The sequence below is a fragment of the Kitasatospora sp. NPDC058184 genome (assembly GCF_042883725.1).
In the GTDB taxonomy this organism is placed as follows: Bacteria; Actinomycetota; Actinomycetes; order Streptomycetales; family Streptomycetaceae; genus Kitasatospora.
This window is the reverse complement of the sequence record NZ_JBHVVE010000021.1, coordinates 1-25,054: the sequence shown is the minus strand read 5'-3', so window position 1 is coordinate 25,054 and position 25,054 is coordinate 1. Positions and strand designations below refer to the sequence as shown.

The 25,054-nt window shown below is 73.1% G+C and carries 18 protein-coding genes; 10 read left to right on the top strand and 8 right to left on the bottom strand.

What is annotated here, in order from left to right:
- The first annotated feature begins 55 nt into the window (after nucleotides 1–55).
- Both ACFVXH_RS31320 and ACFVXH_RS31315 read left to right on the top strand, forming a co-directional pair.
- Nucleotides 56–4,261 carry an NEW3 domain-containing protein gene (locus tag ACFVXH_RS31320; protein ID WP_387829232.1) on the top strand — a complete coding sequence of 1,402 codons (4,206 nt, stop codon included), beginning with the start codon at nucleotides 56–58 and terminating at the stop codon, nucleotides 4,259–4,261.
- Nucleotides 4,258–4,953: a hypothetical protein gene (locus ACFVXH_RS31315; RefSeq protein ID WP_387829230.1), complete on the top strand. Its 696-nt coding sequence runs from the start codon at nucleotides 4,258–4,260 to the stop codon at nucleotides 4,951–4,953. The genes ACFVXH_RS31320 and ACFVXH_RS31315 overlap by 4 nt, the downstream gene beginning before the upstream one ends.
- Before the next feature lie 69 nt (nucleotides 4,954–5,022).
- Here ACFVXH_RS31315 and ACFVXH_RS31310 read toward each other — a convergent pair whose 3' ends face one another.
- Nucleotides 5,023–5,535 carry a GNAT family N-acetyltransferase gene (locus ACFVXH_RS31310; RefSeq protein ID WP_387829228.1) on the bottom strand — a complete coding sequence of 171 codons (513 nt, stop codon included), beginning with the start codon at nucleotides 5,533–5,535 and terminating at the stop codon, nucleotides 5,023–5,025.
- Nucleotides 5,536–5,823: 288 nt separating this feature from the next.
- Complete coding sequence (locus ACFVXH_RS31305) at nucleotides 5,824–6,144, bottom strand: putative quinol monooxygenase (protein WP_387829226.1); 321 nt, start codon at nucleotides 6,142–6,144, stop codon at nucleotides 5,824–5,826.
- A gap of 532 nt (nucleotides 6,145–6,676) precedes the next feature.
- Between ACFVXH_RS31305 and ACFVXH_RS31300 the strand changes: the two genes are divergently transcribed.
- On the top strand, nucleotides 6,677–6,967 hold the full coding sequence (locus ACFVXH_RS31300) for a winged helix-turn-helix transcriptional regulator (RefSeq protein ID WP_387829224.1): 291 nt from the start codon (nucleotides 6,677–6,679) through the stop codon (nucleotides 6,965–6,967).
- Between the two features lie 37 nt (nucleotides 6,968–7,004).
- On the opposite strand, the gene ACFVXH_RS31295 is transcribed toward ACFVXH_RS31300, so the two are convergent.
- On the bottom strand, nucleotides 7,005–8,489 hold the full coding sequence (locus ACFVXH_RS31295; protein ID WP_387829222.1) for a purine-cytosine permease family protein: 1,485 nt from the start codon (nucleotides 8,487–8,489) through the stop codon (nucleotides 7,005–7,007).
- A gap of 249 nt (nucleotides 8,490–8,738) precedes the next feature.
- Here ACFVXH_RS31295 and ACFVXH_RS31290 point away from each other — a divergent pair, with 249 nt between their 5' ends.
- The gene (locus tag ACFVXH_RS31290; RefSeq protein ID WP_387829220.1) at nucleotides 8,739–12,251 is read left to right on the top strand and encodes a hypothetical protein; all 3,513 of its coding nucleotides are present in this window, start codon (nucleotides 8,739–8,741) and stop codon (nucleotides 12,249–12,251) included.
- A 36-nt stretch (nucleotides 12,252–12,287) separates the two neighbouring features.
- Here the strand turns inward: ACFVXH_RS31290 and ACFVXH_RS31285 are convergent, their stop codons facing one another.
- Nucleotides 12,288–12,890 carry an ArsR/SmtB family transcription factor gene (locus ACFVXH_RS31285; protein ID WP_387829218.1) on the bottom strand — a complete coding sequence of 201 codons (603 nt, stop codon included), beginning with the start codon at nucleotides 12,888–12,890 and terminating at the stop codon, nucleotides 12,288–12,290.
- Nucleotides 12,891–12,980: 90 nt separating this feature from the next.
- On the opposite strand from ACFVXH_RS31285, the gene ACFVXH_RS31280 reads away from it, so the two are divergent.
- The gene (locus ACFVXH_RS31280; protein ID WP_387829216.1) at nucleotides 12,981–13,982 is read left to right on the top strand and encodes a S41 family peptidase; all 1,002 of its coding nucleotides are present in this window, start codon (nucleotides 12,981–12,983) and stop codon (nucleotides 13,980–13,982) included.
- A gap of 51 nt (nucleotides 13,983–14,033) precedes the next feature.
- Here the strand turns inward: ACFVXH_RS31280 and ACFVXH_RS31275 are convergent, their stop codons facing one another.
- The gene (locus ACFVXH_RS31275) at nucleotides 14,034–15,272 is read right to left on the bottom strand and encodes a serine hydrolase (protein ID WP_074005268.1); all 1,239 of its coding nucleotides are present in this window, start codon (nucleotides 15,270–15,272) and stop codon (nucleotides 14,034–14,036) included.
- 196 nt (nucleotides 15,273–15,468) lie between these two features.
- Here ACFVXH_RS31275 and ACFVXH_RS31270 point away from each other — a divergent pair, with 196 nt between their 5' ends.
- Nucleotides 15,469–16,005 carry a DUF1707 domain-containing protein gene (locus ACFVXH_RS31270; RefSeq protein WP_387829214.1) on the top strand — a complete coding sequence of 179 codons (537 nt, stop codon included), beginning with the start codon at nucleotides 15,469–15,471 and terminating at the stop codon, nucleotides 16,003–16,005.
- A gap of 28 nt (nucleotides 16,006–16,033) precedes the next feature.
- On the opposite strand, the gene ACFVXH_RS31265 is transcribed toward ACFVXH_RS31270, so the two are convergent.
- On the bottom strand, nucleotides 16,034–17,629 hold the full coding sequence (locus ACFVXH_RS31265) for an FAD-dependent monooxygenase (protein WP_387829212.1): 1,596 nt from the start codon (nucleotides 17,627–17,629) through the stop codon (nucleotides 16,034–16,036).
- Nucleotides 17,630–17,717: 88 nt separating this feature from the next.
- Between ACFVXH_RS31265 and ACFVXH_RS31260 the strand changes: the two genes are divergently transcribed.
- The 3 genes from ACFVXH_RS31260 to ACFVXH_RS31250 all read left to right on the top strand — a co-directional run bounded on the left by ACFVXH_RS31260 (nucleotide 17,718) and on the right by ACFVXH_RS31250 (nucleotide 19,333).
- Complete coding sequence (locus ACFVXH_RS31260; protein WP_387829210.1) at nucleotides 17,718–18,296, top strand: CGNR zinc finger domain-containing protein; 579 nt, start codon at nucleotides 17,718–17,720, stop codon at nucleotides 18,294–18,296.
- A gap of 85 nt (nucleotides 18,297–18,381) precedes the next feature.
- The gene (locus tag ACFVXH_RS31255; protein ID WP_117486873.1) at nucleotides 18,382–18,591 is read left to right on the top strand and encodes a hypothetical protein; all 210 of its coding nucleotides are present in this window, start codon (nucleotides 18,382–18,384) and stop codon (nucleotides 18,589–18,591) included.
- A gap of 376 nt (nucleotides 18,592–18,967) precedes the next feature.
- Nucleotides 18,968–19,333, top strand: a complete 366-nt coding sequence (locus ACFVXH_RS31250) for a hypothetical protein (protein WP_074005273.1) — start codon at nucleotides 18,968–18,970, stop codon at nucleotides 19,331–19,333.
- A 391-nt stretch (nucleotides 19,334–19,724) separates the two neighbouring features.
- On the opposite strand, the gene ACFVXH_RS31245 is transcribed toward ACFVXH_RS31250, so the two are convergent.
- Nucleotides 19,725–20,078, bottom strand: coding sequence for a hypothetical protein (locus tag ACFVXH_RS31245; protein WP_143204687.1), 354 nt, complete (start codon nucleotides 20,076–20,078; stop codon nucleotides 19,725–19,727).
- A 201-nt stretch (nucleotides 20,079–20,279) separates the two neighbouring features.
- On the bottom strand, nucleotides 20,280–24,428 hold the full coding sequence (locus tag ACFVXH_RS31240; protein ID WP_387829207.1) for a polymorphic toxin-type HINT domain-containing protein: 4,149 nt from the start codon (nucleotides 24,426–24,428) through the stop codon (nucleotides 20,280–20,282).
- A 435-nt stretch (nucleotides 24,429–24,863) separates the two neighbouring features.
- On the opposite strand from ACFVXH_RS31240, the gene ACFVXH_RS31235 reads away from it, so the two are divergent.
- Nucleotides 24,864–25,054 (top strand): hypothetical protein (locus tag ACFVXH_RS31235; protein ID WP_380745482.1); only part of this gene is annotated, 191 nt, incomplete at its 3' end.

The following is a 25,054-nucleotide window of genomic DNA, read 5'->3' as shown; positions in this document are numbered from 1 at the left end:
TCCCGCTGTCCCGCGCTGTCCCGCGCCGCCCTGTTCGAGGAAAGGAAGCACCCCCGTGCCGGTCACCATCACCGCCGTCGAGAGCACCGATCTGTTCGTCGGCCCCGAGGACGCCCCGCGCCAAGTGCTGCGGGTCACGCTGGAGGGCCCGGCCGCCCGGATCACCGTCAGCGGCCCGGGCGTCCGCGGCGAGGCGACCGGCACGGGCCTGGTCGAGGTCCCGCTGGAGATCAGCGGGGCCTCGCCCGGCGACCGACTCCCGGTCACCGTCCGGGCCTCGGACGCCACTGCCGAATCCGTGTCGGACGCCACCGCCGAATCCGTGGTCGAGGTCGCCGAGCCCGGCTGGACGATGTTCCTGGTCTCGCACTTCCACTACGACCCGGTCTGGTGGAACACCCAGGCCGCCTACACCTCCCCGTGGGAACTGCTCTCCGCCGACGCCACCACCCGGCCGCTGTGGGAGCGCAACGGCTTCGCCCTCGTCGACGCGCACCTGGACCTCGCCCTGCGGGACCCGGTGTACAAGTTCGTGCTCGCCGAAGTCGACTACCTGAAGCCGTACTTCGACCAGCACCCGGAGCGCCGCGAGACCCTGCGGCAGCTGCTGGAACGCGGCCAGGTCGAACTCGTCGGCGGCACCTACAACGAGCCGAACACCAACCTCACCGGCGCCGAGACCACCATCCGCAACATCGTCTACGGCATCGGCTACCAGCGCGACATCCTCGGCGGCGACCCCCGGACCGCCTGGCAGCTCGACGTGTTCGGGCACGACCCGCAGTTCCCCGGCCACCTCGCCGCGGCCGGCCTCACCGGCAGCGCCTGGGCGCGCGGCCCCTTCCACCAGTGGGGCCCGATCCAGAAGAACTTCCGCGAGGCCAAGGACGACGCCCGGGTGATGCAGTTCCCGAGCGAGTTCGAGTGGATCGCCCCCGGCGGGGACGGCGTGCTCACCCACTACATGCCGCACCACTACTCGGCCGGCTGGTGGATGGACTCCTCCCCGGACCTCGCCACCGCCGAACAGGCCGTCTACGAGCTGTACCGCAAGCTCAAGCCCGTGGGCGCGACGAAGAACCTGCTGCTGCCGGTGGGCACGGACTACACCCCGCCGAACAAGTGGGTCACCGAGATCCACCGCTCCTGGGCCGCCAAGTACCTCTGGCCCCGGTTCGTCTGCGCCACCCCCCGCGACTTCCTCGACGCCGTCCGCGCCGAGCTGGCGGCCACCGGCCGGCGGCCCAGCCCGCAGACCCGCGACATGAACCCGGTGTACACCGGCAAGGACGTCTCGTACATCGACACCAAGCAGGCCCAACGGGCCGGCGAGGTCGCGGCCGTGGACGCCGAGAAGCTCGCCACGCTCGCCTCCGTGCACGGCCTCGGCCGCTACCCGGCCGCGGCGCTCGACAAGGCCTGGCGCCAACTCGCCTACGGCGCCCACCACGACGCGATCACCGGCTCCGAGTCCGACCAGGTGTACCTGGACCTGCTCGGCGGCTGGCGGGAGGCGTACGACCTGGCCTCCGGCGTCCGGGACGCGGCGCTGGACGCGCTGACCGCGCGGATCTCCACGGCGGGCGCGGGGCAGGCCGTCGTGGTCGCCAACACGCTCTCCTTCGACCGGACCGACCTGGTGAGTGTCGAACTCCCCTCCGGCAGCGAGTCGGTGAGGGTGCTGGACGACGCCGGCTCGCCCGTTCCCAGCGCCGTCGACCGGGGCACCCTGCGCTTCCTCGCCGCCGACGTGCCCGCGCTCGGCTGGCGCACCTGGCGACTGGTGGAGGGGGAGGCGGAGCAGCCGTGGACGCCGGCCCCGGGCCTGACGATCGGCAACGGCCGGTACCGGGTGACCGCCGACCCGGTGCGCGGCGGCGGCCTCTGCTCGGTTCAGGACCTCCTGCACGACCGGGAGTTGATCCAGGACGGCCGGATCGGCAACGAGCTGCGCGTGTACGAGGAGTACCCGCAGCACCCCGACTTCGGCGAGGGCCCCTGGCACCTGGTGCCCAGCGGACCGGTGACCGGCTCCGGGGGAGCCGACGCCGCCGTCCGCCGGGAGACCGGGCCGCTCGGCGAGCGCCTGGTGATCGACGGCACGGTCGACGGCGTCCGGTACGAGCAGACCGTCACCCTGTGGCGCGGCCTCGACCGGGTGGACTGCCGCACCCGGGTGGTGGACTACTCCGGCGCCGACCGGCTGCTGCGGCTGCGCTTCCCGGTGGACGTCCCCGGCGGCCTGCCGGTCAGCGAGGTCGCGGGCGCGGTCGTCGGACGCGGCTTCGCGATGCCCGACGTGGACTCGGCGGAGGCGCCGTGGACCCTGGACAACCCGGCCAACACCTGGTTCGGCCTCGGCGTCACCGCGCGGGTCGAACTGACCGACAGCGCGGGGACGGTGACCGGCTCGCGCGCCCTCGGTGTGGCCGAGGTCGTCGTCCCCACCCTGGACGACGCCGCCGACGCCCGCCCCCTGGTGGTCGCGCTGGCACGGGTCGGGGTCACCGCCACCACCTCGGGCGCCGACTGGGCGCGGTACGGCTGGCTGGACGTGGACTCCAACCTGCCGGACTTCCGCATCGTGGTCGGCTCGCCGGACCACAACCCGGTGGCACGGGAGTTGATCGACCTCGCGGGCGAGGAGTACGCGGCCGCCCTGAAGACGCACGGCGCGGTCTGGGTACCGGCGGCGACCCCGCTCACCGAGGTCTGGCGCCCGGACGCCGACCTGCGCGACCTGCGCGCACTGCCGGCACTGATCGTCTCCGACCCCTCCGCCCTGGTCGACGACCTGGCCGACGCCCGGATCACCGCCGTCTGCCCGTCCGCCGTCCAGGAGCAACTCGCCGACCACACCGTGGCCTTGCTGAGCTTCGGCCTGCCCGGCTTCGCCGTCGACACCACCGGCGCGCTGCACCTGTCGCTGATGCGCTCCTGCACCGGCTGGCCCTCCGGCGTCTGGATCGACCCGCCCCGGCGCACCCTTCCCGACGGCGCCTCCTTCCAACTCCAGCACTGGACACACGAGTTCAACTACGCACTGGTCGGCGGCGACGGCGACTGGCGGGACCAGACACTGCCCGCCCAGGGCCAGGAGTTCAACCACCCGCTGTACGCCCGGATCGCCCCCGCCCAGGAAGGACCGCTGCCGGCCACCCTCTCCTGGCTGCGGGTCGAACCCCAGCGCGAGGTGCTGCTCGGCACCCTCAAGCCGACCGGCAACCCGATCGCGCACGGCTCCGCCGCGCCGCTCGGCAGCGAACTCACCGTCCGGCTGGTCGAGTCGACCGGCCTCGGCCGGACGGCGAAGCTCACCGGCGCACTCGGCCTGGACGACGTACGGGCCGCCGACCTGCTGGAACGCCCGCGCCCCGCCGACGGCCCCGCCCTCGACCTCGCCGGCTCGCAGATCGCCACCCTGCTCGCCTCCCCGGCCGTCACGGCTCCGGAGGGTGAGACGGACCTCGGTCCGGTGGCGGAGACGGCCCAGCCCGTCCACGCCCGCTACTGGCTGCACAACCGGGGCCCGGCACCGCTCGGCTACCTCCCGGTGTCCGTCGGCGCCTCGCCCGGACTGCTGCGGACGGCGGGGGAGCCGGTGACGCTCTCGGTCGCCCTCTCCTCCCAGCTGCGGGACGCGGCCGTCGAGGGCACGGCCGTCGTAATCCCGCCCGAGGGCTGGACCACGAGCCTCGGCAGCCGCCCGTACCGGCTCGCACCCGACGGCCACCTGCGCTTCCCGGTGACCCTCACCCCGCCGGTCGACGCCGAGCCAGGGCTGCACTTCGCCGCCGTCCGGATCGAGCACGACGGCCAGCAGATCGAAGACGTGGTGACCATCGCCGTCGGCGACCTGCCCGACCTGCTGCCCGTCCCCGGCGACACCCCCGAGGACTGGACGATCGCCCAGGGCACCAAGGCGACCAGCGGCCGCGACACCGGCCTGGACGTCGAGGTCTCCACCGAGACCCTGCACGTCGTCCCCGGCAGCCGTACCGCCCTCTCCCTCACCCTCACCAACCGCACCCGCGGCGAGATCCGGGGCGAGCTGCAACTCGTCTCCCCCTGGGGCACCTGGGACGTCATCGCCGACCCCGTCCGCGGCTTCACCGTCCCGGCCGGCAGCTCGTCGGTGGTCGAATTCGCCGTCTCCGTCGCCGAATCCACCGACCAGGGCTCGTACTGGGCCCTGGCGAAGGTCATGTGGTTCGGCCGCTGCCAGTACGCCCCGACCGTCGCCCTGGTGGTGGAAGCATGACCCTCGGCCTCCTCAACGGTCGCCCCCTCCCACGTGCGGCCCTCGACCACCGCCTCGCCGCCCTCCGGAACGGCCCGCGCGCCACCGCCCTGCCACAACCGGGCAGTTCGGAGGACCGCCAGCTGACCCGCTGGGTCGCGCAGGTCTTGTTGACCGAAGCCCTCTGCGAGGCAGTCGCCGCCGAACGCGACCTGCCCGTCGACACCTCCGGCCCCGCCCGCCTCGACCAACAGGCCGCCGTCGAACTCGGCTCCATCACAGCGGCCGCCTACGAGGGCAACGCCGCCGTCCGCGCCGTCTACGACGCCGTGACGGCCGACGTCGACCCCTCACCCGAGGACATCGCCCACTACCGAACCCTGACCACCCGCCCGGCGGCCGAGAGTTGGCACCTCGCCCTCCCCGACGGCGAGTTGGACGCCGACCCCACTACCCTCCCCGCCGCCCTCGCCGAAGCCCTCCGCGCAGCCCCACCCGGCGCGTGGGTCACCACCGGCCCCTGGACGGCAGCCCTCCTCGCCACCCACACCACCCAGGAGGGGGAGGACCCCACCCCCACCCTCCGCGCCGCCGCCCGCCGAGCAGCATTCGTCCGCTGGCTCGACCACGAACGCGCCCAACGCCTCCTCCTGGTCGAGGGATTGGAACACCCCGGCGACCCGGCCCAACCCGACAACCACCACCGCCACTGAGGTGCACGGACGCGCCCGCCGCGCTCGTCCACCGAGCGCGGCGGGCACGGACGTCCTCGGTCCGCCCGGTCAGTGAAGAGCGCGGACCATGACGGCGTAGAGCGGAGCATCCTCGAACGGACGGTGCTCGCCGACCTTCTCGTACGCCCAGCGCTCGTACATGGCCTGGACACGAGGGTGGGTCACGTCGACATAGAGAACGGCCAGCGCCTCGTCCCGTCCGGACAACAGCGCCTCGTGCGTCTGCTCGGCAATTCCCAGCTTCCGCCAGTCGGGGCGCACCATGACCTCGGAGACGGCGAACGTCGACGCGTCGGCGGGCGGCGGCATGTGCTGACGCCACCACTCGCGGCCGTCCTCCTGCGGCGCACCGTAGGAATAGCCGACCGGCTCGTCGCCGTCGTAGGCCATGACGCAGCTGTAACCGGGCCGGGACGTCCAGTGCTTGGCGAACCACGGGAAGCGCTGGACGAAGGGGTCATCGGCCTGGTCCCGGTAGGCATCCGCGTGGACGTCGATGAGCAACTGCGCGTGCTCGGAGGGAAGACCGCCGGCCTCGTAGCGGCGGAGGGCTATCGTCACTGGGTTTCTCCCTGGGCGTGGACTCGGTCGGTCCACTCTCGGGTAGCCCGCCGCGCTCGTCCACCGAGCGCGGCGGGCTGGATCCAACGGCGTGACCCCGCAGCCGTCCAGGCGACCTTCCGGATCGACTCGCTGAGTGGGCTGCCGGAGCTGATGGCTCGTTCCGCCGGACGTCGCTGATACGGCGACGTCCGGCGGTCTGAACTTCGCCCTCACCTCGTGGCGTTCGCGCGCTTGGCGAGCTTCACCAGCTCCGACGGGGCGATTCGGCCCGCGATGACGACGAGTTCATGAACGGCCTCCCGGGCTGCCCTTACCTGAGATCTCCTCCAGGAACGTGACGTCGAAGGAGGCGAGGTACTGGGCGCGTTCGGCCAGAAAGGCCTGGATGTGCGGCTGTCGCTCGTGCTCCTCGAAAGCCTCGCGGTCCGCATACAGCTCGTAGAAGACGCGGACGGTGGGCTCCTCCGGTACGGCGTGGTTGACGTACACGAGAGTGCCGGGTTCCTTGGTGCGGATGCCCTCGAGTGCCTTCTCTGCCAACCGGTCGAAGGCGCGAGCGGCTTCCGCGCTGTGGGCGACGAAGCGCACGACAAGACCGAATCCCATGGTGACGACTCCACTTCCGATGCTGGTCGAGGCTCGCATGACTGGGCGAGGTTCTGCGGGTAACAGATTCCCTTGACCTGGGGCTGGCATTCGGTAGCGGGTGTGGGCAAGGTCGGATGGTTCGACGTCCTGGAGGTCGTACGACGGCTTCCTCTGCGCCGGCAGCGGCCCGGCCTGGGACGACCGGGCCGGGCCGGGCAGCCGCTCAGTCGTCTTCCTCTGTGCCGGGGAACGGGACGGCCCACGGTTCCGCATCCAGTTCGACGCCGTTGGCGAGGTAGGCGATGGTGCGGTACCAGCCCGTGAGGATGAGGAGTTCCAGGAACTGGGCGTCGCCGTAGTGTGGGTGTAGGGCGTCCCAGGCGGCGGGCGAGAGGTGGGCGGTGTCGTGTAGCTCGTCGACGGCGGCGAGCAGGGCCGATTACCGGGGGGGCCAGGCGGCGCCGGCCGCCTCCGGATCGTCGTCGGCGGTCGCCCGGAGCTGTTCGGGGGGTGAGTCCGGCCTGCGGGGCGAGGGTGGGGCCGCCCGGTGATGGCCGCGCTCGACCTGCTGGGCCGGCGCTGGACGCTGCGCATCCTGTGGGAGCTGAGCCAGGCCCCGGCGGGCTTCCGTGATCTCCAGCGGCGGTGCGAGCGGATGTCCTCGAGCGTGCTCAGCACCCGTATCGCCGAGCGGACCGAGGTCGGGCTGCTCGCCCCGCACGACGGCGCCTACCGGCTCACGCCGCTCGACGCCGACCTCGTCACCGCCCTCGGCCCGCTCACCGCCTGGAGCCACCGGTGGGCCGCCGAAACGGAGCCGCCCGGCGGTCGGCTCGGGTGAGCCGACCGCCGGGCGGTCCGGGGGCGTGGTCGTGCGGTCAGACGGTGGCGGCCTGCTCAGCGGCCTGCTCAGCGGCCTGCTCGGCAGGCTGCTCGTCGGTGCCGGAGGTGTTCTCCCGGGGGGTCGGGAGCACGGCCATGATCACGCCGGAGATCACGATGGTCGCCGCCCAGGCGAGCCCGTACTTGCCGACGAAGGTGCCGGAGAACGGGCCGGCGAACCAGTCGCACTTGGTGAAGGCGAGCCCGGCCAGCAGCGCGAGCACCCAGGAGACCATCGCCTGCCAGCAGAAGCCGCCCGTGTACCAGTAGCGGCTCTTCCTGCTGGTGTCCATGAGCGCGGCGGCGTCGTAGCGCACGGCGCGCGAGCGGCGCCGGTACATGTCCACCGCGTAGACGCCGATCCAGGCCGAGAAGGAGACGGCGAGCAGGATCAGGAAGGTGATGAACGAGCCCAGGAAGCTCTTGGCGACCAGCATCAGCAGCAGGCCGCCGACCAGCGAGATCACGGCGTTGATGCTGACGGCCATGGCGCGCGGCAGCTTCACGCCCATGGTCTGCGCGGTGAAGCCGGCCGAGTACATGGAGAGGCTGTTGATCAGCAGCATGCCCACGATCGCGGTCAGCAGGTAGGGCACGGCCAGCCAGGTCGGCAGCAGGTCGCCGAGGAAGGAGACCGGGTCCGCGGCCTCGGCCAGGCCGGGCGAGGCCACCGCCATCACGGCGCCCATCAGCACCATCGGCACCATGACCAGGCCGGCGCCGGAGACCGTCACGCCGACGATCTTCCGGCCGGAGGCGGCGTGCGGCAGGTAGCGGGCGAAGTCCGGGCCGGTGGGGACCCAGCTGATGCCGCCGGCCGCGATGGTGCCGATGCCGGCGATCATCATCGCGGTGGTGCCCGCGGGCTTGGAGAAGACCTCGCTCCAGTTCATGGTCGCGACCAGGTAGCCCAGCACGAGCACGCTGAAGACCCCGAAGAGGTACGTCGACCAGGTGTTGCAGACGTTCAGCGCCTTCCGGCCCATGCCGGAGACCAGGAAGGTGCAGGCGACGAAGGCGAAGAGCGTGATCACGATCAGCGCGGTGTTGCTCTTGACGCCGAAGACCAGGTCGAGGACGGTCAGCACGGCGTAGGCGCCGGTGACGGCGTTGATCGTCTCCCAGCCGAACCGGGCGATCCACAGGATCGCGCCGGGGAAGAGGTTGCCGCGCACCCCGAAGGTGGCCCGGGAGAGGGTCGCGCCCGGGGCTCCGCCCCACTTTCCGGAGACCGACAGCACGCCGACCATGCCGAACGAGATGAGGGCGGCGCACGCGGCGACGACCAGGACCTGCCAGAAGTTCAAGTGGTTGAACACCACCAGGGCCGCACCCATGGTGAGGAGCAGGACGCTGATGTTCGCCGCGACCCAGGTCGGGAAGAGCTCGCGGACTCTGCCCCGGCGCTCGTGGTCGGGGACAGGCTCAATGCCGCGGGTCTCGATCGCGCCGTCGTTGGCGTCGGTGGACGGATTGTCCATGAGGGTGGCTCCGTGCGTGTGAAGCGGGAGGTAAATCGGTCAAATAAGATATTTGTGGAACTCTTCGCGCGTAGCGGGAGTCGAATCATCCTACTTTGTTCTGGACGCAGAGCGGTTGGCGCCGATGGTCCGGGACGCGGCGGCCGGCGCACCCACCTCCCGCTCCCGGACCGCCGGGCACGTTCGTACAACCGGTCCACCCGGAAAACCCTGCGACCGCGGGGGCGGGCGGCCTGTTGAATGGCCCGCATGTCCAGTGCACCGCACAGCCCGGCCGAAGCCGTCGACCACCTCCTCGCCGAGCTCGCCCCGCTCGCCCACCCCGCCCGGATGCGGCGCCTCGCCGCCTGGACGAAGGAACGGGCAGCGGAGGGACCGAACGAGGGCGACGGGTCGAAGCGGTTCGGCCCGCTGCTGTCGGAACTCGACAAGCGCGGCGCCTACGGCCGAGGGCTGGCCGGAGTCGCCGCCACGATCGCCGGGGACGGCGCCTTCGTCGCCGCGCGGCTCACCGATCCCGACCCGGCGGTCAGCCGCCAGGCCCTGAAGGCCGCACTCCACCTGCCGGTCGCGGACGAGCTGCTGGCCGCGGCGATGGCCGACGCGCCCGCCGTCCTGCGCCACCGGCTCACCACCTTGATCGTCGCCTGCGGGCGCACCGCGCTGGCGGAGCGGCTGCTGCTCCCCGTGCGGCAGGCGTGGGGGGACGCGGCGGCGGCCCGGCTGCTGCCGGGCTGCGGGCCCGAGACCGTCGCCCGGTACCTGCCTGGGCTGTTCCTCGCCGTGACGCGCTGGAGCGTCCTGGCCCGCCGCCACCCCGACCTGCTGCTGGACGAGGTGGCCCGCCAGCTCGCCGAACTGCCCGAGCCGGCCCGCCCCGCCTGGTGGCAGCGCAACGCGGACGTCCTGGCGGCCGCCGCCGGGCACCGACCGGAGCGGGTGCTGGACCTGCTGGAACGCCACTGCCCCACGTGGTTGCCGCAGCCGGTGCAGGGGTGCCTGGGCCGGTTGCTGACCGCCGCGCCCGGCCGGACCATCCGGTTGATCACGCCGCCCGAACGCGCGGCCACCGCGTCGATCTCCCGCAGCGCGCTGACCCGGGTCGCCCGGCTCGACCCGCCCGAGCTGCCGGACCTCGGCCGGGCCTGGAGCACCGCCCCGATCTGGCTCGCCCGGCTGCTGCGCGCCCTGCCGCCGTCCCGGCGCGAGGCGTTCTACGACCTCGTGACCGCGGACCGGGACCTCGGCCGCAGCGAGCTGTCCGGGGCCGTGCTCGACGCGCTGCCCCGCCGACGGGCGCAGGCCGAGGCCCGGCGGATGGCCGCGCAGGCCGCCGAGCGCGGCGCCGCGTGGTCGGTCGTGCTGGCCCACGTCGCCCACCTGCCGGTGGCCGAGGCCCGGCCGCGGCTGCTCGCCGCCACCCGGCGACCGGCCGCGGAGGACCGGGCGCTGGCGTACCCGCTGCTGGTCCGCAACGCGGCCCGGTCGGGCGAGCCGGCCGCCGTCGGCGAACTCCTCGACGACCTGCTGCGGCTGCGCAACGAGCAGGATCCGGTCCGCTCCCCGGCGCTGGTCGCGCTGGCCGAGGTCCCGCCCGCGCTCTTCCAGGGGGAGGCGGCGGCCGCCGCCCTCGGCCGGATCGTCACCGACGCCGTCGAGGCCCGGGACACCTCCTGGCAGACCCGCGGAGCGCTCTCGCACCTCGCCCTCGCCGTCCTGCGGGAGCACGCGGTGAGCGGTGAACAGCCGCTGCTGGGCTGGGCCCTGGCCGCCCTGCGGCAGCTCTCCGGGATGCTCGGCAGCGTTCCGCTGGGCCGACTGGACACCGTGCTCCGGCGCGGACAGGAGGCACAGGTCTTCGAGGCGCTGCGCCCGTGGCTGGCGGCCGGTGCGGACCGGGTCGACCACACGCTGACCTTCGCCCTGGCCGGAGCCCTGGGCCGGCGTGCCCACCACCTGCCCGAACTGCAGGAACTCCTCTGGGAGGCCATCCAGTTCGGCGACAACGCTACCTTCATCCAGGCCGTCCGGTACTGGCTCGCGGACCCGGCCACCCGCGGCGAGCGGGTGGCCCGGGTGCTGGAACTGGAACCGTCGGCCGCCGTCCTGCCGCCGGTGCTCCGGGTGCTGGCCCGCGGGCGCACCGACCTGCTGGACACCGTCCTCGCCGACACCCCGCCGTACGGGCGCTTCCTGGCGGCGGGGACGCACTGGCTGCCGCCGGTCGACGGGATCGAGGGCTGGACACCCGACCAACAGGCCGCCGCCGCACGCCTGTTGGCGGAAGCCGCGGCCGACGCCTCGCTTCCCCGGCAGGTACGGGCCGGACACCTGTGCACCGTGGTGGCGGTCCCCGAGCGCGGCTTCGCCACCGTCCGGCCGTACGTCGACTCCCCGGACACCGTGCTCGCCGAGGCCGCGCTCGGAGCCCTGATCTGGACCGACCGGCCCGCCGAGGCGCTGCCCCTGCTGCTCGCCCAGGCCGGGAACGACCGGGCACGGGTCGCGCTGTACGCGGCCGGGCGGGCCGCCGGGTTCGTCGCGCCGTCGCGACTGGCGGGCATGCTGCGGGCGGTGCTGCTGCCGGCGGCGGACGGGGCCGCGGAAGCCGGTGGCGGGGCGTCCGGCGGCGGTGGGGCCGGCGGCGGTGGGGCGAAGGTCACCAGCCGGAAGGAGCTGGTGCGGCTGGCCGCCCGGCTGCTGCCGGTGGACACCGCAGGCGCACTCCTCGCCGAGGCCCACGACCTGCCCGGCCAGCACCGCGACGTCCGGGCTGCGGTCGTGGCCGCCACCGTCGACCTGCTCCCCGCACCCGCGGCCTGGCGGCTGCTCGAAGACGCCGCGACAGGCGCCCCCGTGGCCCGGTCCGCCGTGCTGCGCACCCGGCCGTTGGACCTGCCGACCACCGACCGCCCCCGCTACGCCGCGCTGGTGGCCCGGGTGGCGAGCGGCGACGACCCGCACACCGCCCAGGTCGCGCTCGACCTGCTGGCCGCCTGGTCGCCCTGGTACCCCGAAGCGGAGGAGCTGCTGCTGGCGGGCACCGTCGACCTCGCCAACCGCTCCTCCTGGCGGGCCGCCGCAGCCGGCCTGGCCGCGCTCGCCGTCGGCGGCACGGGCCGCCGGCTGACCGAGGCGCTGGCGCAGCTGCTGGCGAGCGAGGCGTCGGCCGCGGGAGCCCCGGAGCGGGAGGACGGGGACGTGGACGTGGACGGGGACGGTGGCGGCGGACTGGACGCGGCCGCCGACCGGGACCGGCCGGCTCGGCAGCGGATCGACCACCTGGTCGCCCGGCTCGCCGCCGGCGTGGCCGACCGCCCGTCGGCGGAGGGCCTGAAGGCGGTCAGCGAGGCAGCCGAACTCCTCTCCACCGAACCTGACTTCATACCCAAGGCCGTCCAACTCCTGACCGCCACCCTGGAGTTCGAAACCGCCCAGGACCATCTCCTCGCCGAGCTGGACCGGTTGGCCGCCCTGCACAGTGACCGCCCGGTGCTGGCCGCCCGCACGGCCGAGGCCCTGCGGAGCCGGCTCAACACGCCTCGCCGCCCGGGCGACCCGGCGGTCCTGCACACCGTGACCGAACGGCTCGCAGCCCACGGCGGCCACACCCAAGGCCTGTTCGCGGTCGGTCTCGCCCACGCCCTGGGTCCGCGCACCGGCTGGCGCTCGCAGTGGCGAGCACTGCTCCGCACCCTGCGCCGCCACCCGCAGCCGGACGTCCGGGAGGCGGCCCTGGCGGTACGGACGGCGACGGAGTAGAAGGGCGGGGGAGCGGGGCCGGTAGGGGCGCGGCGGTCAGCCGTCGCGTCCGGCGGCCTGTTCGTAGAGCGCCACCAGGACGCCGTGCACCGGCTCGCCGGGCGGGGCCTCGGCGGCCTCGGCGACCAGGGCCTGGAGGGTGGTGCCGAGGCGCGCGGCCTGGTCGGCGGTCAGCCGCAGGTGCCGCAGGACCAGCACCGGCTCCTGCGGGGCGTCGGCGCACTCCTCGGCCACCGCCTTGAGCAGGGCGGTGGTCGGCCCGGCGTCGCGTCCGGCGCCACGCTCCGTGACGGCGATCCGCCGGGTGGTGCGCTGGTAGAGGTGTTCGCTGCCGCCGCGCACCTTCCGAGTCTCCACGATGCGGACGACGCCGGCCTCCTGCAGCACCTTGAGGTGGTGCGCCACCGTGCCCTTGCGGCTGTCCAGCAGCGCCGCCAGTCGGCCGACCGTGGCGGGCTGCCCGCCGAGTGCCAGCAGCAGCCGTTGGCGCAGCGGGTGGGAGAGCGCCTTGTACTGCTGCGGGCTCTCGATGGTCAGCTCGTGATCCTCGGGCTGGTGGTCCTCGGGTTGGTGGCCCTCCGGCTGGGGGTCGTGGGGCTCGTGCTCCTGGGGCCGGTCTTCCCGCTGCTGGTCGTCCATGCGTAAAGCGTCCAATTTTCTTGACGCTTTCGCAAGCCGCGTGCTCTACTCGTCGCGACCTGACCGAGCATCACCAGCGGGGGACAGCAGATGGCGCAGCTCCAGTCGGCCGAGATCACCGGGATCGTCACGGAGGTGAGCCGGCTCACGGCCGGGCTCTACGTCTTCCCCGAGATCGGCGAGCGGATCGCCCGGGGCCTCGACGACGCGTTGTCCAACGGCCGCTACCACCAGTCCGGCGACCCCGAGACGCTCGGCCGGCTGGTCACCGAGGACCTCCAGTCCGTCAACGGCGACGGCCACCTGCGGCTGAAGTTCCACCCGCACGCGATCCCGACGGAGCAGGAGGACGGTGCCGTCCTCGCCGAACTGGCGCGGGCCGCCGACCTCTCGCTCGGCGGCGTGCCCCGGATCGAGCGGCTGGAGGGCGGCGTCGCCCTGCTGAAGCTCGCGCCGATCCTCTTCCCGCTCGACATGACCGGCGACTCGCTGAACGCCGCGCTCGGCCTGGTCGCGCGGGCCGAGGCCCTGGTCCTGGACCTGCGCGAGTGCGTCGGCGGCGACCCGTACACGGTCGCCCACATCTGCGGCCACCTCTTCGACGGCCCGACCCACCTCAGCACGATCTACGACCGCGAGGAGGACGCCGAACGGCAGTTCTGGAGCCCCGCGCCGGCACCCGGCCCGCGCTTCGGCGGCAGCAAGCCGCTCTACGTGCTGATCAGCGGGGCCACCTTCTCGGGCGGCGAGGCGCTCGCGTACGACCTCCAGCAGCGCGGCCGCGCCGTGGTGGTCGGCGAAGCCTCCGGCGGCGGCGCCAACCCCCGCCGGGGCTTCACGCTCCACCCCCACCTGGAGGCCACCATCCCGACCGCCCGCTCGATCAACCCGGTGTCCGGCGGCAACTGGGAGGGCACCGGCGTCATCCCGGACACCGCCACCGACCCGGCCCGGGCCCACGAGACGGCCCACCGCGCCGCACTGGCCGACATCGCCCGGCTCGGCGGCGACACCCCGTCGGCCGAGGAGGCCCGACAGGCCCTCCACGGCCGGGCGGACGACCACCCCACGCCGCCGGACGCCCGGCTCTGACCTCCGGCCCTGGCATCGGGCGCTGCGCCGGTTCTGCGTCCCGGGAGTGGTTCAGTGCCCGGGGTTGGCTCCGCACGCGGCCGTGGTGAGGAAGGCCGTCACCGCGGACTTGGCGGCGCGCGGGTCGGAGCGGTCGTACGGGTTGTGGGAGAGCACCAGTTGACGTCGGCCGTCGGCGGTGCCGGCGACCATCGTCGAGTAGCCGGGGAGGTCTCCGCTGTGACCCCAGAACACGCCGCAGGGAGTGTCGAACCGGGCCAGCCCCAGCCCGTATCCGCGTCCTGGGCCGGCGTCCGTCGTCCTGGTCATCTCGGCGAGTTCGGCGGGCCGCAGCAGCCGGCCGTCCAGCAGGGCGGCGATGAAGCGGTTGAGGTCGGCGGTGCCGGAGATGCCCTGCCCGGCGGCGCCCATGACGGACGGGTTGAGTTCGGTGACGTCCACCGGCCCGGTCGAGAGCTTCACATAGCCGTGCGCGTGGGGGCCGGGCAGCCGGACGGAGCGGCCGGGCATGCCGGTGTCGCGCAGTCCCAACGGCTGGATGATCCTCCGGTCGACCTCCTGTTGCCAGGGGTGGCCGGTGACCTTCTCGACGAGCAGGCCGGCGAGCAGGTAGTTGGTGTTGGAGTAGTGCCAGCCCTGTCCCGGTGGGAAGTACGGAGCGTTGCGGTTGGCCAGTGCGAGCAGGTCGGCCGGCTGGTAGGTCTGCCAGCGCGGTCCCGCCAGCCAGTCGAGGTACTGGGACTCGTTCTGGGGATCCAGGCCGGGCGCATCGGTGTAGTTGTACAACCCGGAGGTGTGGTCGAGGAGTTGGCGGACGGTGATGGCCGAGCCGTTCGCGACCGCGCCGGGCAGGTGACGGTCGATCGGGTCGTCCAGGCCGATGCGCCGCTCGGCGGAGAGCTGGAGCAGGACGGTGGCGACGAAGGTCTTGGTGACGCTGCCGATCCTGAACCGGGCGTGCTCGGGTACCGGCGTGCCGGTGGCCAGGTCGGCCACGCCGGCCCGCCCGCGCCAGACGGTCCGCCCGTCCTGCCGGACCTCGCCGACGGCTGCCGAGGAACCGGTGTCGACGATGCCCTGGAGCGTGGTGCGCAGTGCGGTGGCCTCGGCGCCGCCAGTCGCCAACATTCCCTGCTCGCCCGCCGGTTGGGCATCGACCGGCAGGCGGCCGGGGGGTGCGGCAAAGCTCGGGGCGGCACCGGCGCCGAGCAGGGTGGCGGCGGCCAGGAGCGCGGCCGCCGAGCGGAGGCCGCGCCTCAGGGCGCGCGGAGGTGTCGTCACGTCGGACATGGGCTGCTTCCCTCCCGGGGCAGGCGCGCATCGCCGCCCCCGTACCGAGCGTGCAGGAGGAGTTCCCGCCAGGGCATCCACCGAAGGTGCCGCGCCGTGTCCTCCCCGGGGCCGGTCGGGCCGGTCGGGCGTCGCCCTGCGGGCTGAGTCGGTCCCACACCACGGCCCGCCCCCGGAACGGGACTAGAGTAGGACGGTGACCGCTCTGCCGGACAACCTGCCGATCAACGACGTTGAACGCGACCATGCCGTGGAGCGCCTGCAAGAGGCGTTCACCGAAGGGCACATCTCGCGCGAGGAGATGGACGACCGTCTCCACCAGGTGCTCACCGCGAAGACGCGTTCCGACCTCGCGCCGCCCCTGGCCTCGCTCCCCGAGCCGGACCAGGGAGCGGTCCCGACCATCGCCGCCGTCAGCGGGCGCCTGGTGCGCCGCGGCCCCTGGCGGGTTCCGCGCAGCTTTCAGGTGGCGTCGGCCTTCGGGCGGGTGCACTTGGACCTGTCGGAGGCGGTCATCGAACATCCGGTGATCGACATCGAGTTGGGGCTCGGTACCGGCAGTGCGAAGATCACCGTCCCGCGCGACGCCGTCGTCGACATCGACGGCCTCCAGGGAGGCTGGAAGGACGTGCGCTACACGCCTCCCCGCCGCTCATCCGCGGGCAACCCGACGATACGGATCACCGGGACCACCGGCTTCGGCCGTCTGAAGATCCGGCACGCCCGGCGCTGAGCGGTGTTCTCGTCGAGGTCGGTGGTCCTTACGGCTGGACCGAGGGGCTCGGCCGTTCCGCTGCGGACAGCAAGCGCCGCAGGATGGTGAGCAACTCGCCGTCATTGGAAGGCAGTTGCCGTGCCCGACAGGTGATGTGGCCGTCCGGGCGGACGAGGACGGCGCCGCCGGTGGTGGCGGGAAGGCCGGTGGCGCGGGCCCAGTCGGGGGGCGCCAGGGTGTGTACGGTGACCGGCAGTCCCGCCGCTGTCGCGGTGTCCGCCTGGTGCTGCCAGTCGGCGTCCTCCGTGGCCGTGGTGAACAGGGTGAAGCCCGGCCCGACCAGGTCGAGGGTGGATGTGGCTGCGGCCCCGGGCGGGCCGGGGAGGCGGAGGTGGGGGAGGCGGGTGCCGGGCGTGCCGTCGGGGTGTTCGCGGTCCGGATCCAGGGGTGGCCGTTCCGGGGCTGTCGGGTCTGCGAGGACCGCCGTCGAGCGGTAGGCGGCGGTGAGCAGCAGCTCGTCGTCGATCCGATACCCGGCGCGGGCACGGGAGTTGGCGAGCGAGATGTCGATGACCTGCCGGGCCACCGGGCGCCGCTCGGCCTCGTAGGTGTCCAGCAGGGCCTCGCCGGCCGTCCCGGCGGTGACCGCCGCGAGTTTCCAGGCGAGGTTGTCCGCGTCGCCGATGCCGGTGTTCATGCCGTGCCCGCCGGTCGGCGGCACCACGTGGGCGGCGTCGCCCGCGAGCAGCACCCGGGCGCGGCGGTAGGCCCCGGCGAGGCGGGCGTCCATCCGCCAGGTCATCGTGTCCTGGACGGTGACGGCCAGACCGGGCAGTCCGGCGGCCTCTCGGACCAGCCGGGCGAGTGCCCGGTGGTCGCTCAACAGGGCGTCGATGCCCGGGAGTTCGGGGTCGTACGGGTACTGGTAGATCCACCGGCGGTCGTTGTCGACGGCGAGGAAGCCGCCGCGGCCCGGTTCGGTGAGGAAGTACGAGGCGCTGGCGCGGTCGGCCACCACCTCGCCGAGCGGTGCCTCGAAGCGGATGCCGAGGAAGTGGCCGAGGCCGGTCGGCCCCGCCATCTCGATGCCGGCCGCCGTGCGGACGGTGCTCGACGCGCCGTCGCAGCCGACCAGCCAGTCGGCGCGCACGGTGTGGCGCTCGCCGGTGGTGCGGTCCTCCAGCAGGGCCTGGACGTGTCCGTCCCGCGGGGTGAGGGAGAGCAGACGGGTGGCGAACCGGACGCCGTCCGGGGCGAGTTGGCGGGCCCGTCGGAGCAGGACGGCCTCCAGGGCGTCCTGCGAGCAGATCAGCCCGGGGGTAGGGGTGCGCTCGGCGTCCTCCGTCGCGCCGGCCGCCACGCCGGTGCGGACGAAGTCCGGGTCGACCAGGCTGCGGCCCCGGTAGAAGAACACCTGCGAGGCCGGGAGGCCGGCCCGCCGGACCTCCTCCTCCAGTCCGCACCGCCGGAAGACCTCCATCGAACGCGCCGACACCCCACGGGCCTTGGGGTGGCGCGAGGTGTCCGGGTGCGCCTCGACGAGCAGGTGCGGTACGCCGTGGCCGGACAGCAGGATGGACAGGGTCAGGCCGACCGGTCCGCCGCCGACGATGAGCACGGGTGTGGTCCCGGGGTATCGCATGCCACCACTCCTCAGTAACGCCTACTGGGTCATTTTGACGTTACCATGGTCCGGACGGCACCCTCCCAGACCCCGCGAGGCGACCCCCATGGCGCAGTCCCAGTCCCAGCCTCAACCCCAACCCCAGCCCCGGCTCCAGGACGGCGACGACGGCAACCCCCGCGGCCTCCACTTCCTCACCGACCTCGCGAACACCGTCCGCGAAGACCCCGACACGGGCGCCGCCGAACTCCAGGCCCTCCTGGAGCGCCACGGCGGCCCGCCCCTCCGGCTCACCGACGCCGACGCCCGCGAACTGCGCCAGGCCACCGCCGAGGTGACCGCCGTCCTCGAAACCGACGACCCGGACCACGCCGCCGACCTGATCAACACCCTGCTCGACCGCCACCCGCCCCGCCCCCGCCTGGTCCGCCTCCCCGGCCGGCCCTGGTCCCTGCACACCCGCGCCCCCGCCGACGCCGGCCTCACCCACTGGCTGCTCTCCACCGCCGCCCTCGCCCTCGGCCTGTGGCTCAGCGAACGCGGGACCTGCGCCTGGGGCCGCTGCGCCGCCCCGGGCTGCGGACGCTTCTTCATCGACACCGGCCGCCGCACCCCACAGCGCTACTGCACCCCCCGCTGCGCCACCCGCGTCCGCGTCGCCGCCCACCGCGCCCAGAAGAGCTAGAGGACTGGTGCTGACCGCCGGGGTCTACGCTGCCGCCGGAGGGCCCCTGGAGGGTGGCCCGCACAGAGCGAAAGTGAGGGCCGCCATGGCCGGGCGACACCGCCGCCCCCCGCAGCCGGAGCTGCCGCCGGACTCGGACGGCCGGCTCCGGGCCATCGCCGAGCAGCGGGCGGTCGTCGAGGACGGCATCGCCGTGTTCGACGGCTCGGGCGTCCCGTACCTGTACCGCACCGTGTACGAGCCGGACGGCACCGTGCGGCAGACCCTCGTCAGGATCGATACCGGGCCCCTGTGACCAGTCGGCCCGTCCGGGAGGCGTCAGCGGAACGGCCCGCCCGGACCTGCTCACCGTCGGCCCCGGTGGCTGTCCGGCGCCCAACTGGCGAACCTCGGGTCGAGGTTCGCGCACGTGGACGACCGTCCGACCTCACCCCCATGGTGCGGGACATACCCCTTGGGGCGCCCTTACCACCCCGGTGCCGCAGGGGTGGACCGCCGCCGCTCGTGGCCGACTCCGTCGTTGACGACGGTCGTTCGAATACGTCACGCTCGGTGGAACGCCGAGGGCGGGTGCCGGTCGTGCCGCGCTCCGTGCGCCGCCGCCGATGTCCTGGTGCCCCGCCGCCCCGGCCTCCGGATGCCCACCGTGAACCCCGTGTGGAGGTACCGCCATGTCCAAGCGCCGTCTCGCCGTCCACGGAGCCGCCGTCGCCGCTCTGACCCTCGCCGCCGTGCTGCTCCCGGCCGTCGGCGCCCACGCCGCGCCGCCCGCCGACTCGTGCACCCAGAACTGGAGCATCAGCTCCGGCGAGGGCTACGCCAACGGCAAGTGGTGCAACTACAACTCCAAGGTCGTCGGCACGGTGCACGACACCAAGGCGGACGGCCGCTGTCCGTACGTGCGCGGCAGCCTCTCCAACGGCGGCCACGTCGACAGCGACTGGGCCGGCGGCAAGGGCAAGTCCCGCGCCATCACCCTCTACGCGCCCTCGGGCACCCACATCACCGGCCTCAGCATGCGCTACATCGGCTGCTGATCCCGGCCGGGAGCGACTGAGGGCAGGTGGTCCACCGTCAGGAGCACGGCCCCGGCCGCCGCTCCTCCTCCGCACCGACGACCGCCCCCGGCTTCGCGTGCCGCCCTGGACGGGACAACGGTCACCACCACCCCGGCCCCGGGCGTCAAGCAGCGCGTCGTCGCTGCCGCCCTCTGCCGCTGAGACCCGCGTCCGCCGACCCCGATCGGGGTCGGCGGACGCTTCGGCCGCCGCTGCCCGGTAACTGGTCGCGGGGCACCAGATGGAACACCCACCTCTCGCCGAACACCGTCTCGGCTCCACCCCGGCGGCTCTTCCGGGCCCACCCGCTCGCGCGTCCGTCGTCCGGTCGGGTGGTGGCGGGGCCGGGCGGACGGAAATCGCTGCGCCTCTATTTCACCGCCCGAAAAGGCGAGAAGTGCGACGGTGCATCAAGCCACTCGTGGTCCACGTGCCATTGGCAGTGGGTCCCGATCACATAGCCGGCACCCGAGTTCAGGACGAACAGTTCGTCGGGGGCCGCAGGGAGGGCGAGGCCGAACTCCCGCGATTCCTCCGGGGTCTCGATCCGGTCGATCGACAGGCTCGACACGTCCGCCGAGACGCTCATGTGCCGGACATTGGTGAAGAGGACCTCGATGCGCTCGTCGGCGTCGAACCTCGGTGCGCTCCGGAGGAGGAGCCTGGAATAGCTGAACCCGTAGGCCCAGATCTTGAACTCGCGATCCCACTCGATCAGGCGCATGAACGTTCCCATCCGACGGACAACACAGGACTCGGCACGTCCGGCTCTTCCGGACGTGCCGCAATGACCGAGAGGCCCCTTCGACCGGCGGCGGTGGCCGCGGCAGAAGGGACCTCACCGTCGAGATCAGCCGGTTGGACGGCTGAACCGACTAGTTCCCTTCGGTACGTCCGCTACGGAACGTCGTGGTCGGCTGCCGGATCATCCGGCGGCCCGAAGGGCGTTGAAGTCGGGCAGGGACAGTTTGATGTCCTTGCCCCCGTACCGGAAGGTGATCGAATCCCAACTCCGGTTTCCCAGTCTGACGGACTCTCCGAGAATGTTCATCTCCTGCTGCGTCGTGATGGAGGACAAGCCCGCTCGGCCTTCCTTGTAGAAGTCCTCGAAGAGTTCCTGCGGCGTTCCGGGCTTTCCGTTGGACATCCTGAAGCCGTCGAGGACGACGTAGATCCGCCGGCCGGGCTGCTCGTGGGCGACGTCCCGGACGGCTGCCACAGCATCGTCGTACGTCTTGTCGAGGAAGTGCTCGTACCCGTTGGTGTCCGCGAAGTTGCGGAGGTCGCCTTCCTTCCGGATCCCGAGGGCGACCCCGCACACCTCCGTGTTGTGCACCAGGACCGGGGTCTCGCCGGCGAGGACGTAGTACGTGTGGAGGTCGTCGACGGTGAGGTTGTAGGCGGCCTGGAGGGTGTTCCAGTGTCGGACGTCCTCGATGCGCTGGGGCCGGCCGGCCGGGTCGCGCAGTTCGTCGCCGGTCCTGAGGTCGGCGGCGTCGACCCACTGCTTCTGGTTCTCGGCCCAGAAGGGGTGGTGGTCGGTGCTGGTCAGGGACTGTCCGGCGCCCAGGGAGACGTCGGTGAAGTCACGGTCGTCCGGGGTGTAGATCGTCGCGCTGACACGACGGGGTGCCGTCAGCCCGGTCGTGGGATCGCCGGCCAGGACTTCGTCGCCGACCTTGACGGATTCGATCGGGCGGGTGGAACCGTCGCCCATGAGGACGCGGGTGCCGGCCGGGAAGCTGTTGACCGGGCAGGTCTTGGGGAGCCGGCCGACCAGCTTCTTGATGAACTCGGCGGCCTTCTCGCCCCAGGAGCCGAACTTCTTGGCCCACTGGGCGAACTTGGCGACGGCGGCTCCGTCACCGACGAGGGGGATCGCCGAGATGCAGGAGAGGTAGGCGTCCTGGGTCCGGCCCTCGATGGCGTAGTAGGCGCAGTTGACGAGGTCGGCGATGTCGGCGAGGCCGGGGGCGATGACGCCGCCGGCGCCGCCGATGACGTCGAGGGTGAGGTGGATGCTCTCGGAGAAGAGACGGTAGACAGCGTTGATGTTGTCGCTGTTCTCCTTCTGCTTCTTGATCTCCTCCTCGAGCGCGGAGATCGTCTCCTGCTTCTGCCGGGCGTCCCTGGCCTGCTTCTCGGCCTCCTTGCGCTCCGCCTCCAGCCTGGCGAGCCGCGCCTTCTCCTCGGCGTCGTACTTGGTCTGGTAGCTGGCGAAGGCCTCTTTCTGGGCCTGGTCCGCAGCCGTCGCGTCCTTGCCGGCCGCCTCCGCGGAGGCCCGGGCGGCGTTCGCGGCGGTGTAGGCGTTGGATGCGGCGAACCGCGCTTGCCCGGCGGACTGCTCCGCCTGCCTGGCCGAGTACATCGCGGAGGCCGCGTCGCGGTTGGCTGAGGTCTTGGCGGCGTTGGCGGTCTTCGCGGCCGCGGCGGCCTTGGTGGCGTCGGCCTGGGCGGCGTCGGCGGCGGCCTGGGCCGTGGCGACGTGCTGGGCGGCGGTGTCGGCCGACGCCTTGGCGGTGGCCTCGTAGCCCCTGGCCTCGTCAGCGACGCCGCGGGCGTAGGCGGCGGCGGCCTGGGCCGTGGCCGCGTTCTTCTGGGCCGACGCGGAAGCCGCGGTGGCCTCGGCGATCAGGCCCTTGACGTCGGCGACGTGGACGGCGGTGAGCCGGTCCTTCTGCTGGGCGGTGTACTGGCCCTCGGCCACGAACGCGCGAAGCTTGAGTACCGGGCCTTCGAGGGCGACCCTGGCCGCGGCCTTGAGCTCGGGCTCGGTGGCCGGGGCGTCCTCGAGCCGGGTGGCGGTGAGGCGGTCGTCGGCGGCCTGCGCGTCGGCCAGGCCCTTGGCGAGGAAGTCGCGCAGGGCAGTGGGGGTGTTGGTCCGCAGCGCGGTGTCGGCGGCGGCCTTGACGGCGGGACCGGCCTTGTCGCTGAGGCGGGTGATCGTCAGCCGGTTGGCGGGGGCGGCGGCCTCGAACTGCCCACTGTCCAGGAACGCACCGACCTGGTCCGCGCCTCCCTGGAGTGCGGTGTAGGCGGCGTTGCGGACCGCTTCGTTGTCGTCGTCCTCGTAGATCTGGGAGGCGCGATCGTGGTCGTCCCGCGCTTCGGCCGCGCGGCGTTCGGTCCTGACGTAGCCGAGGACGGCGGAGTCGTTGCCGACAAGGGCGGCCTGGGCCGCGGCCGTTCCCCAGGGGCCGGAGATCTTGCGGGAAAGGATGGCGAGCTTGCGGCCGTCGGTCGCGACCTGTTCCGGGGTGGCGCCGGGCTGGTTGACGGCCTGGGCGAGGCGGTCGGCCTCGGTCCGGGCTTTCCGGACCTCCTGGGCGGCCTGGTCGGCCTGGGTCTGCTTCGCCGTCTCGTCGGCCTTGGCCTGGCGGGCCTTCTCCACGGCGGCCGCGGTGCGGTTGGTCAGGTCCTCGGCCTCGGTGCGGCGGGTCAGGTCCTGGAGCGCGTTGGCCTGGTCGACAGCGCGCTGCGCGTCCGCGGCGGCGGCCGAGGCGGCGTTCGCGTGGTTGGTCGACTCCTGCGCGGCGTTCCCGCTCTGGCCGGCGTGGTCGGCGGCGTCCCGGGCGGCCTGCGCCGCCGCCGCGGCGTGTTCGCCCGCGGACTTCAGGAGCGTCGCGGCGGCCTCGGCCTGCGTCGCGGCCTCTCCGGCCAACTGCTGGGAGGCCGCGGCGGCACGGCCGGCCTCGGCGGCCGAACGGCGGGTGGCCGCCGCGGCCTGCTTGGCCTTCGCCGACTGGCCGCCGGCGCTGTCCGCGTAGGCACCGGCCTGCTCGGCGGAGCCCGCCGCGGAATCGGCGTTGCCCTTGGCGCTCAGCGCGGCACCGGCCGCGTCCTTGCTGCTCTTGGCGGACTCGTTCGCCTTGACGAGTGTGTCGTTCGCGGCCGCCGCCAGCTTCGCCGCGGCCGTGGCGGCGTCGGCGGCGACCCGCGCGTCGTGCGCCTTCGTCGCGTCACCGGCCGCCGCGGCCGCGGCCGTCTCGGCGTTGGCCGCGGCCCGCTGGGCCCCGGCCGCCGCGGCAGCCGCGTTCGACGCCGCGTAGGCGGCGGCCCGCGCACCCGCGTTGGCCGCACGGGCGGCGGCCATCGCCGTCCGCGCCGCCGCACCCGCGCGCTCGGCCGCCGTCGCGGCCTTGTTCGCCGCCTCCGTGGCCTTGGCCGCGTCGTTGCCGGCCTTCTGCGTCTCGGACGCGGCCAGCGCGGCGGCCTCCATGGCCTTCTGCGCCTCGTGGACCGCCTTGTCCTTGGCCTCGACCGCCGCGGCGGTCTCCTGCGCCGCCTGCGCGCCCGCGTCCTTCGCCTGCTGCACCAGCAGCGCGATGCTCGCGCGCTCCTGGTCACGGCTCTGCGCGATGTACTGGCCGGTCGCGAGGAAGTCGCGCACGTCCTGGATCGACCCGTTCAGCGCGGCGCGTGCCGCGGCCTGGGTGTTCGTGCCGCCGGAGCTGAGGATCTGGACTAGCTTGAGCCGGTCGTCGGCATCCTTCGCCGGGTACTGTCCCTCGGTCAGGAACCGCTGCAGGTCGTCGCTGGTGTTGCTGCGCAGCGCGGCGTCGCCGGCGGCCTGCAGGTTGCGGCCCGGGCCCATCGCGGGGTCGGTGATCCGGGTGATCATCAGCCGCCGGTCGGCGTCGAGTGCCGCCTGCCAGCCGCTCTGCAGGAAGGTTCGCAGCTCGTCGGGGGTGCCCTCGATGGCCTTGTCCGCGGCTTCGCGGACCTTCGGCCCGCCCACACTGGAGATCTGCGTGGCCGCGAGCAGGTCGTCAAGGCGCTGGGCGCCGGCGAGGTCGTTGTCGACGAACCGCTTCACGTCCTGCTCGGAGCCCGCGAGCGCCGCCTCGGCGAGCTCGTGGACGCGAGGACCGCCGTTGAGCCACGCGGTCAGCGCGCGCTCGCGGGTGGTCGGTTGGACCTGCCCACCGGTCGGCTCGGCAGCGGCGGCGCTCTGGATGCCGGATCCCACCAGACCGGCCGTCAGGGCGAGCGGCAGCAGGCTCAGGGAGAGCCTGCCCAGCAGCGGCGGCCCTCCCCTTCCTTGCCGTCGCGAGCGGGATATCGATTGGCGCACCAGAAAACCTCCACTGTCGGCATCGGCCGAATCCCGGCCGCAGCGGAGCCTACGCCAAATGATGTCACGACAGGACGCCTACGAAGTCAAGAAGTTGAGAGTTCAGACACGTGCAATAAACCCCCCTCAGTGGGTCCATATTTCGGCAAAGCGAGCGCATCGCCAGGAAGTGCTCAAGCTATTCGAAACTGTGACAGAGTGCCTGTTCGGGAGGGGTCTCCGGAAGAAAGACCTGGCGTGTCGTCAGTTTCATCTGGTTCGATGGGGCCGTATTCCGTCCTTGATCACGAAGGTGCCGGGTGATTGATTCCGCGCACCCTCGTCACTCATGACGTGCCATCACGACAGCTTGGTTCGCCTGCCATCAAGGGTGGTTCGTACCAATCAGCGGATCTGCCCGTCAGGGCAACACCAGATGAACGAAGAGGAATAGTCATGGCAAAGCGCATGTCCCGCTTGCTCGTTGGCGGTGCCGTCGTCGTGGCCGCCACGCTCGGCGCCACCGCACTGGCCTCCGCCGACGGCGTCCCGGCGGACAACTCGGCCGCGCCGGTGGCGGTCGAGGACTTCAACTACCCCGGCCCGGCGCCGTACCCCAACGTCAAGCTGCTGCGCGGCGACGGCCA

Coding starts and splice junctions, on each gene's coding strand:
- ACFVXH_RS31285 (WP_387829218.1), bottom strand. CDS start 12,890: ATGGACGACCAGCAGCGGGAAGACCGGCCCCAGGAGCACGAGCCCCAC.
- ACFVXH_RS31260 (WP_387829210.1), top strand. CDS start 17,718: ATGGCGCAGTCCCAGTCCCAGCCTCAACCCCAACCCCAGCCCCGGCTC.
- ACFVXH_RS31255 (WP_117486873.1), top strand. CDS start 18,382: ATGGCCGGGCGACACCGCCGCCCCCCGCAGCCGGAGCTGCCGCCGGAC.
- ACFVXH_RS31295 (WP_387829222.1), bottom strand. CDS start 8,489: ATGGACAATCCGTCCACCGACGCCAACGACGGCGCGATCGAGACCCGC.
- ACFVXH_RS31245 (WP_143204687.1), bottom strand. CDS start 20,078: ATGCGCCTGATCGAGTGGGATCGCGAGTTCAAGATCTGGGCCTACGGG.
- ACFVXH_RS31305 (WP_387829226.1), bottom strand. CDS start 6,144: ATGGGATTCGGTCTTGTCGTGCGCTTCGTCGCCCACAGCGCGGAAGCC.
- ACFVXH_RS31265 (WP_387829212.1), bottom strand. CDS start 17,629: ATGCGATACCCCGGGACCACACCCGTGCTCATCGTCGGCGGCGGACCG.
- ACFVXH_RS31300 (WP_387829224.1), top strand. CDS start 6,677: ATGGCCGCGCTCGACCTGCTGGGCCGGCGCTGGACGCTGCGCATCCTG.
- ACFVXH_RS31280 (WP_387829216.1), top strand. CDS start 12,981: ATGGCGCAGCTCCAGTCGGCCGAGATCACCGGGATCGTCACGGAGGTG.
- ACFVXH_RS31250 (WP_074005273.1), top strand. CDS start 18,968: ATGTCCAAGCGCCGTCTCGCCGTCCACGGAGCCGCCGTCGCCGCTCTG.
- ACFVXH_RS31290 (WP_387829220.1), top strand. CDS start 8,739: ATGTCCAGTGCACCGCACAGCCCGGCCGAAGCCGTCGACCACCTCCTC.
- ACFVXH_RS31275 (WP_074005268.1), bottom strand. CDS start 15,272: ATGTCCGACGTGACGACACCTCCGCGCGCCCTGAGGCGCGGCCTCCGC.
- ACFVXH_RS31315 (WP_387829230.1), top strand. CDS start 4,258: ATGACCCTCGGCCTCCTCAACGGTCGCCCCCTCCCACGTGCGGCCCTC.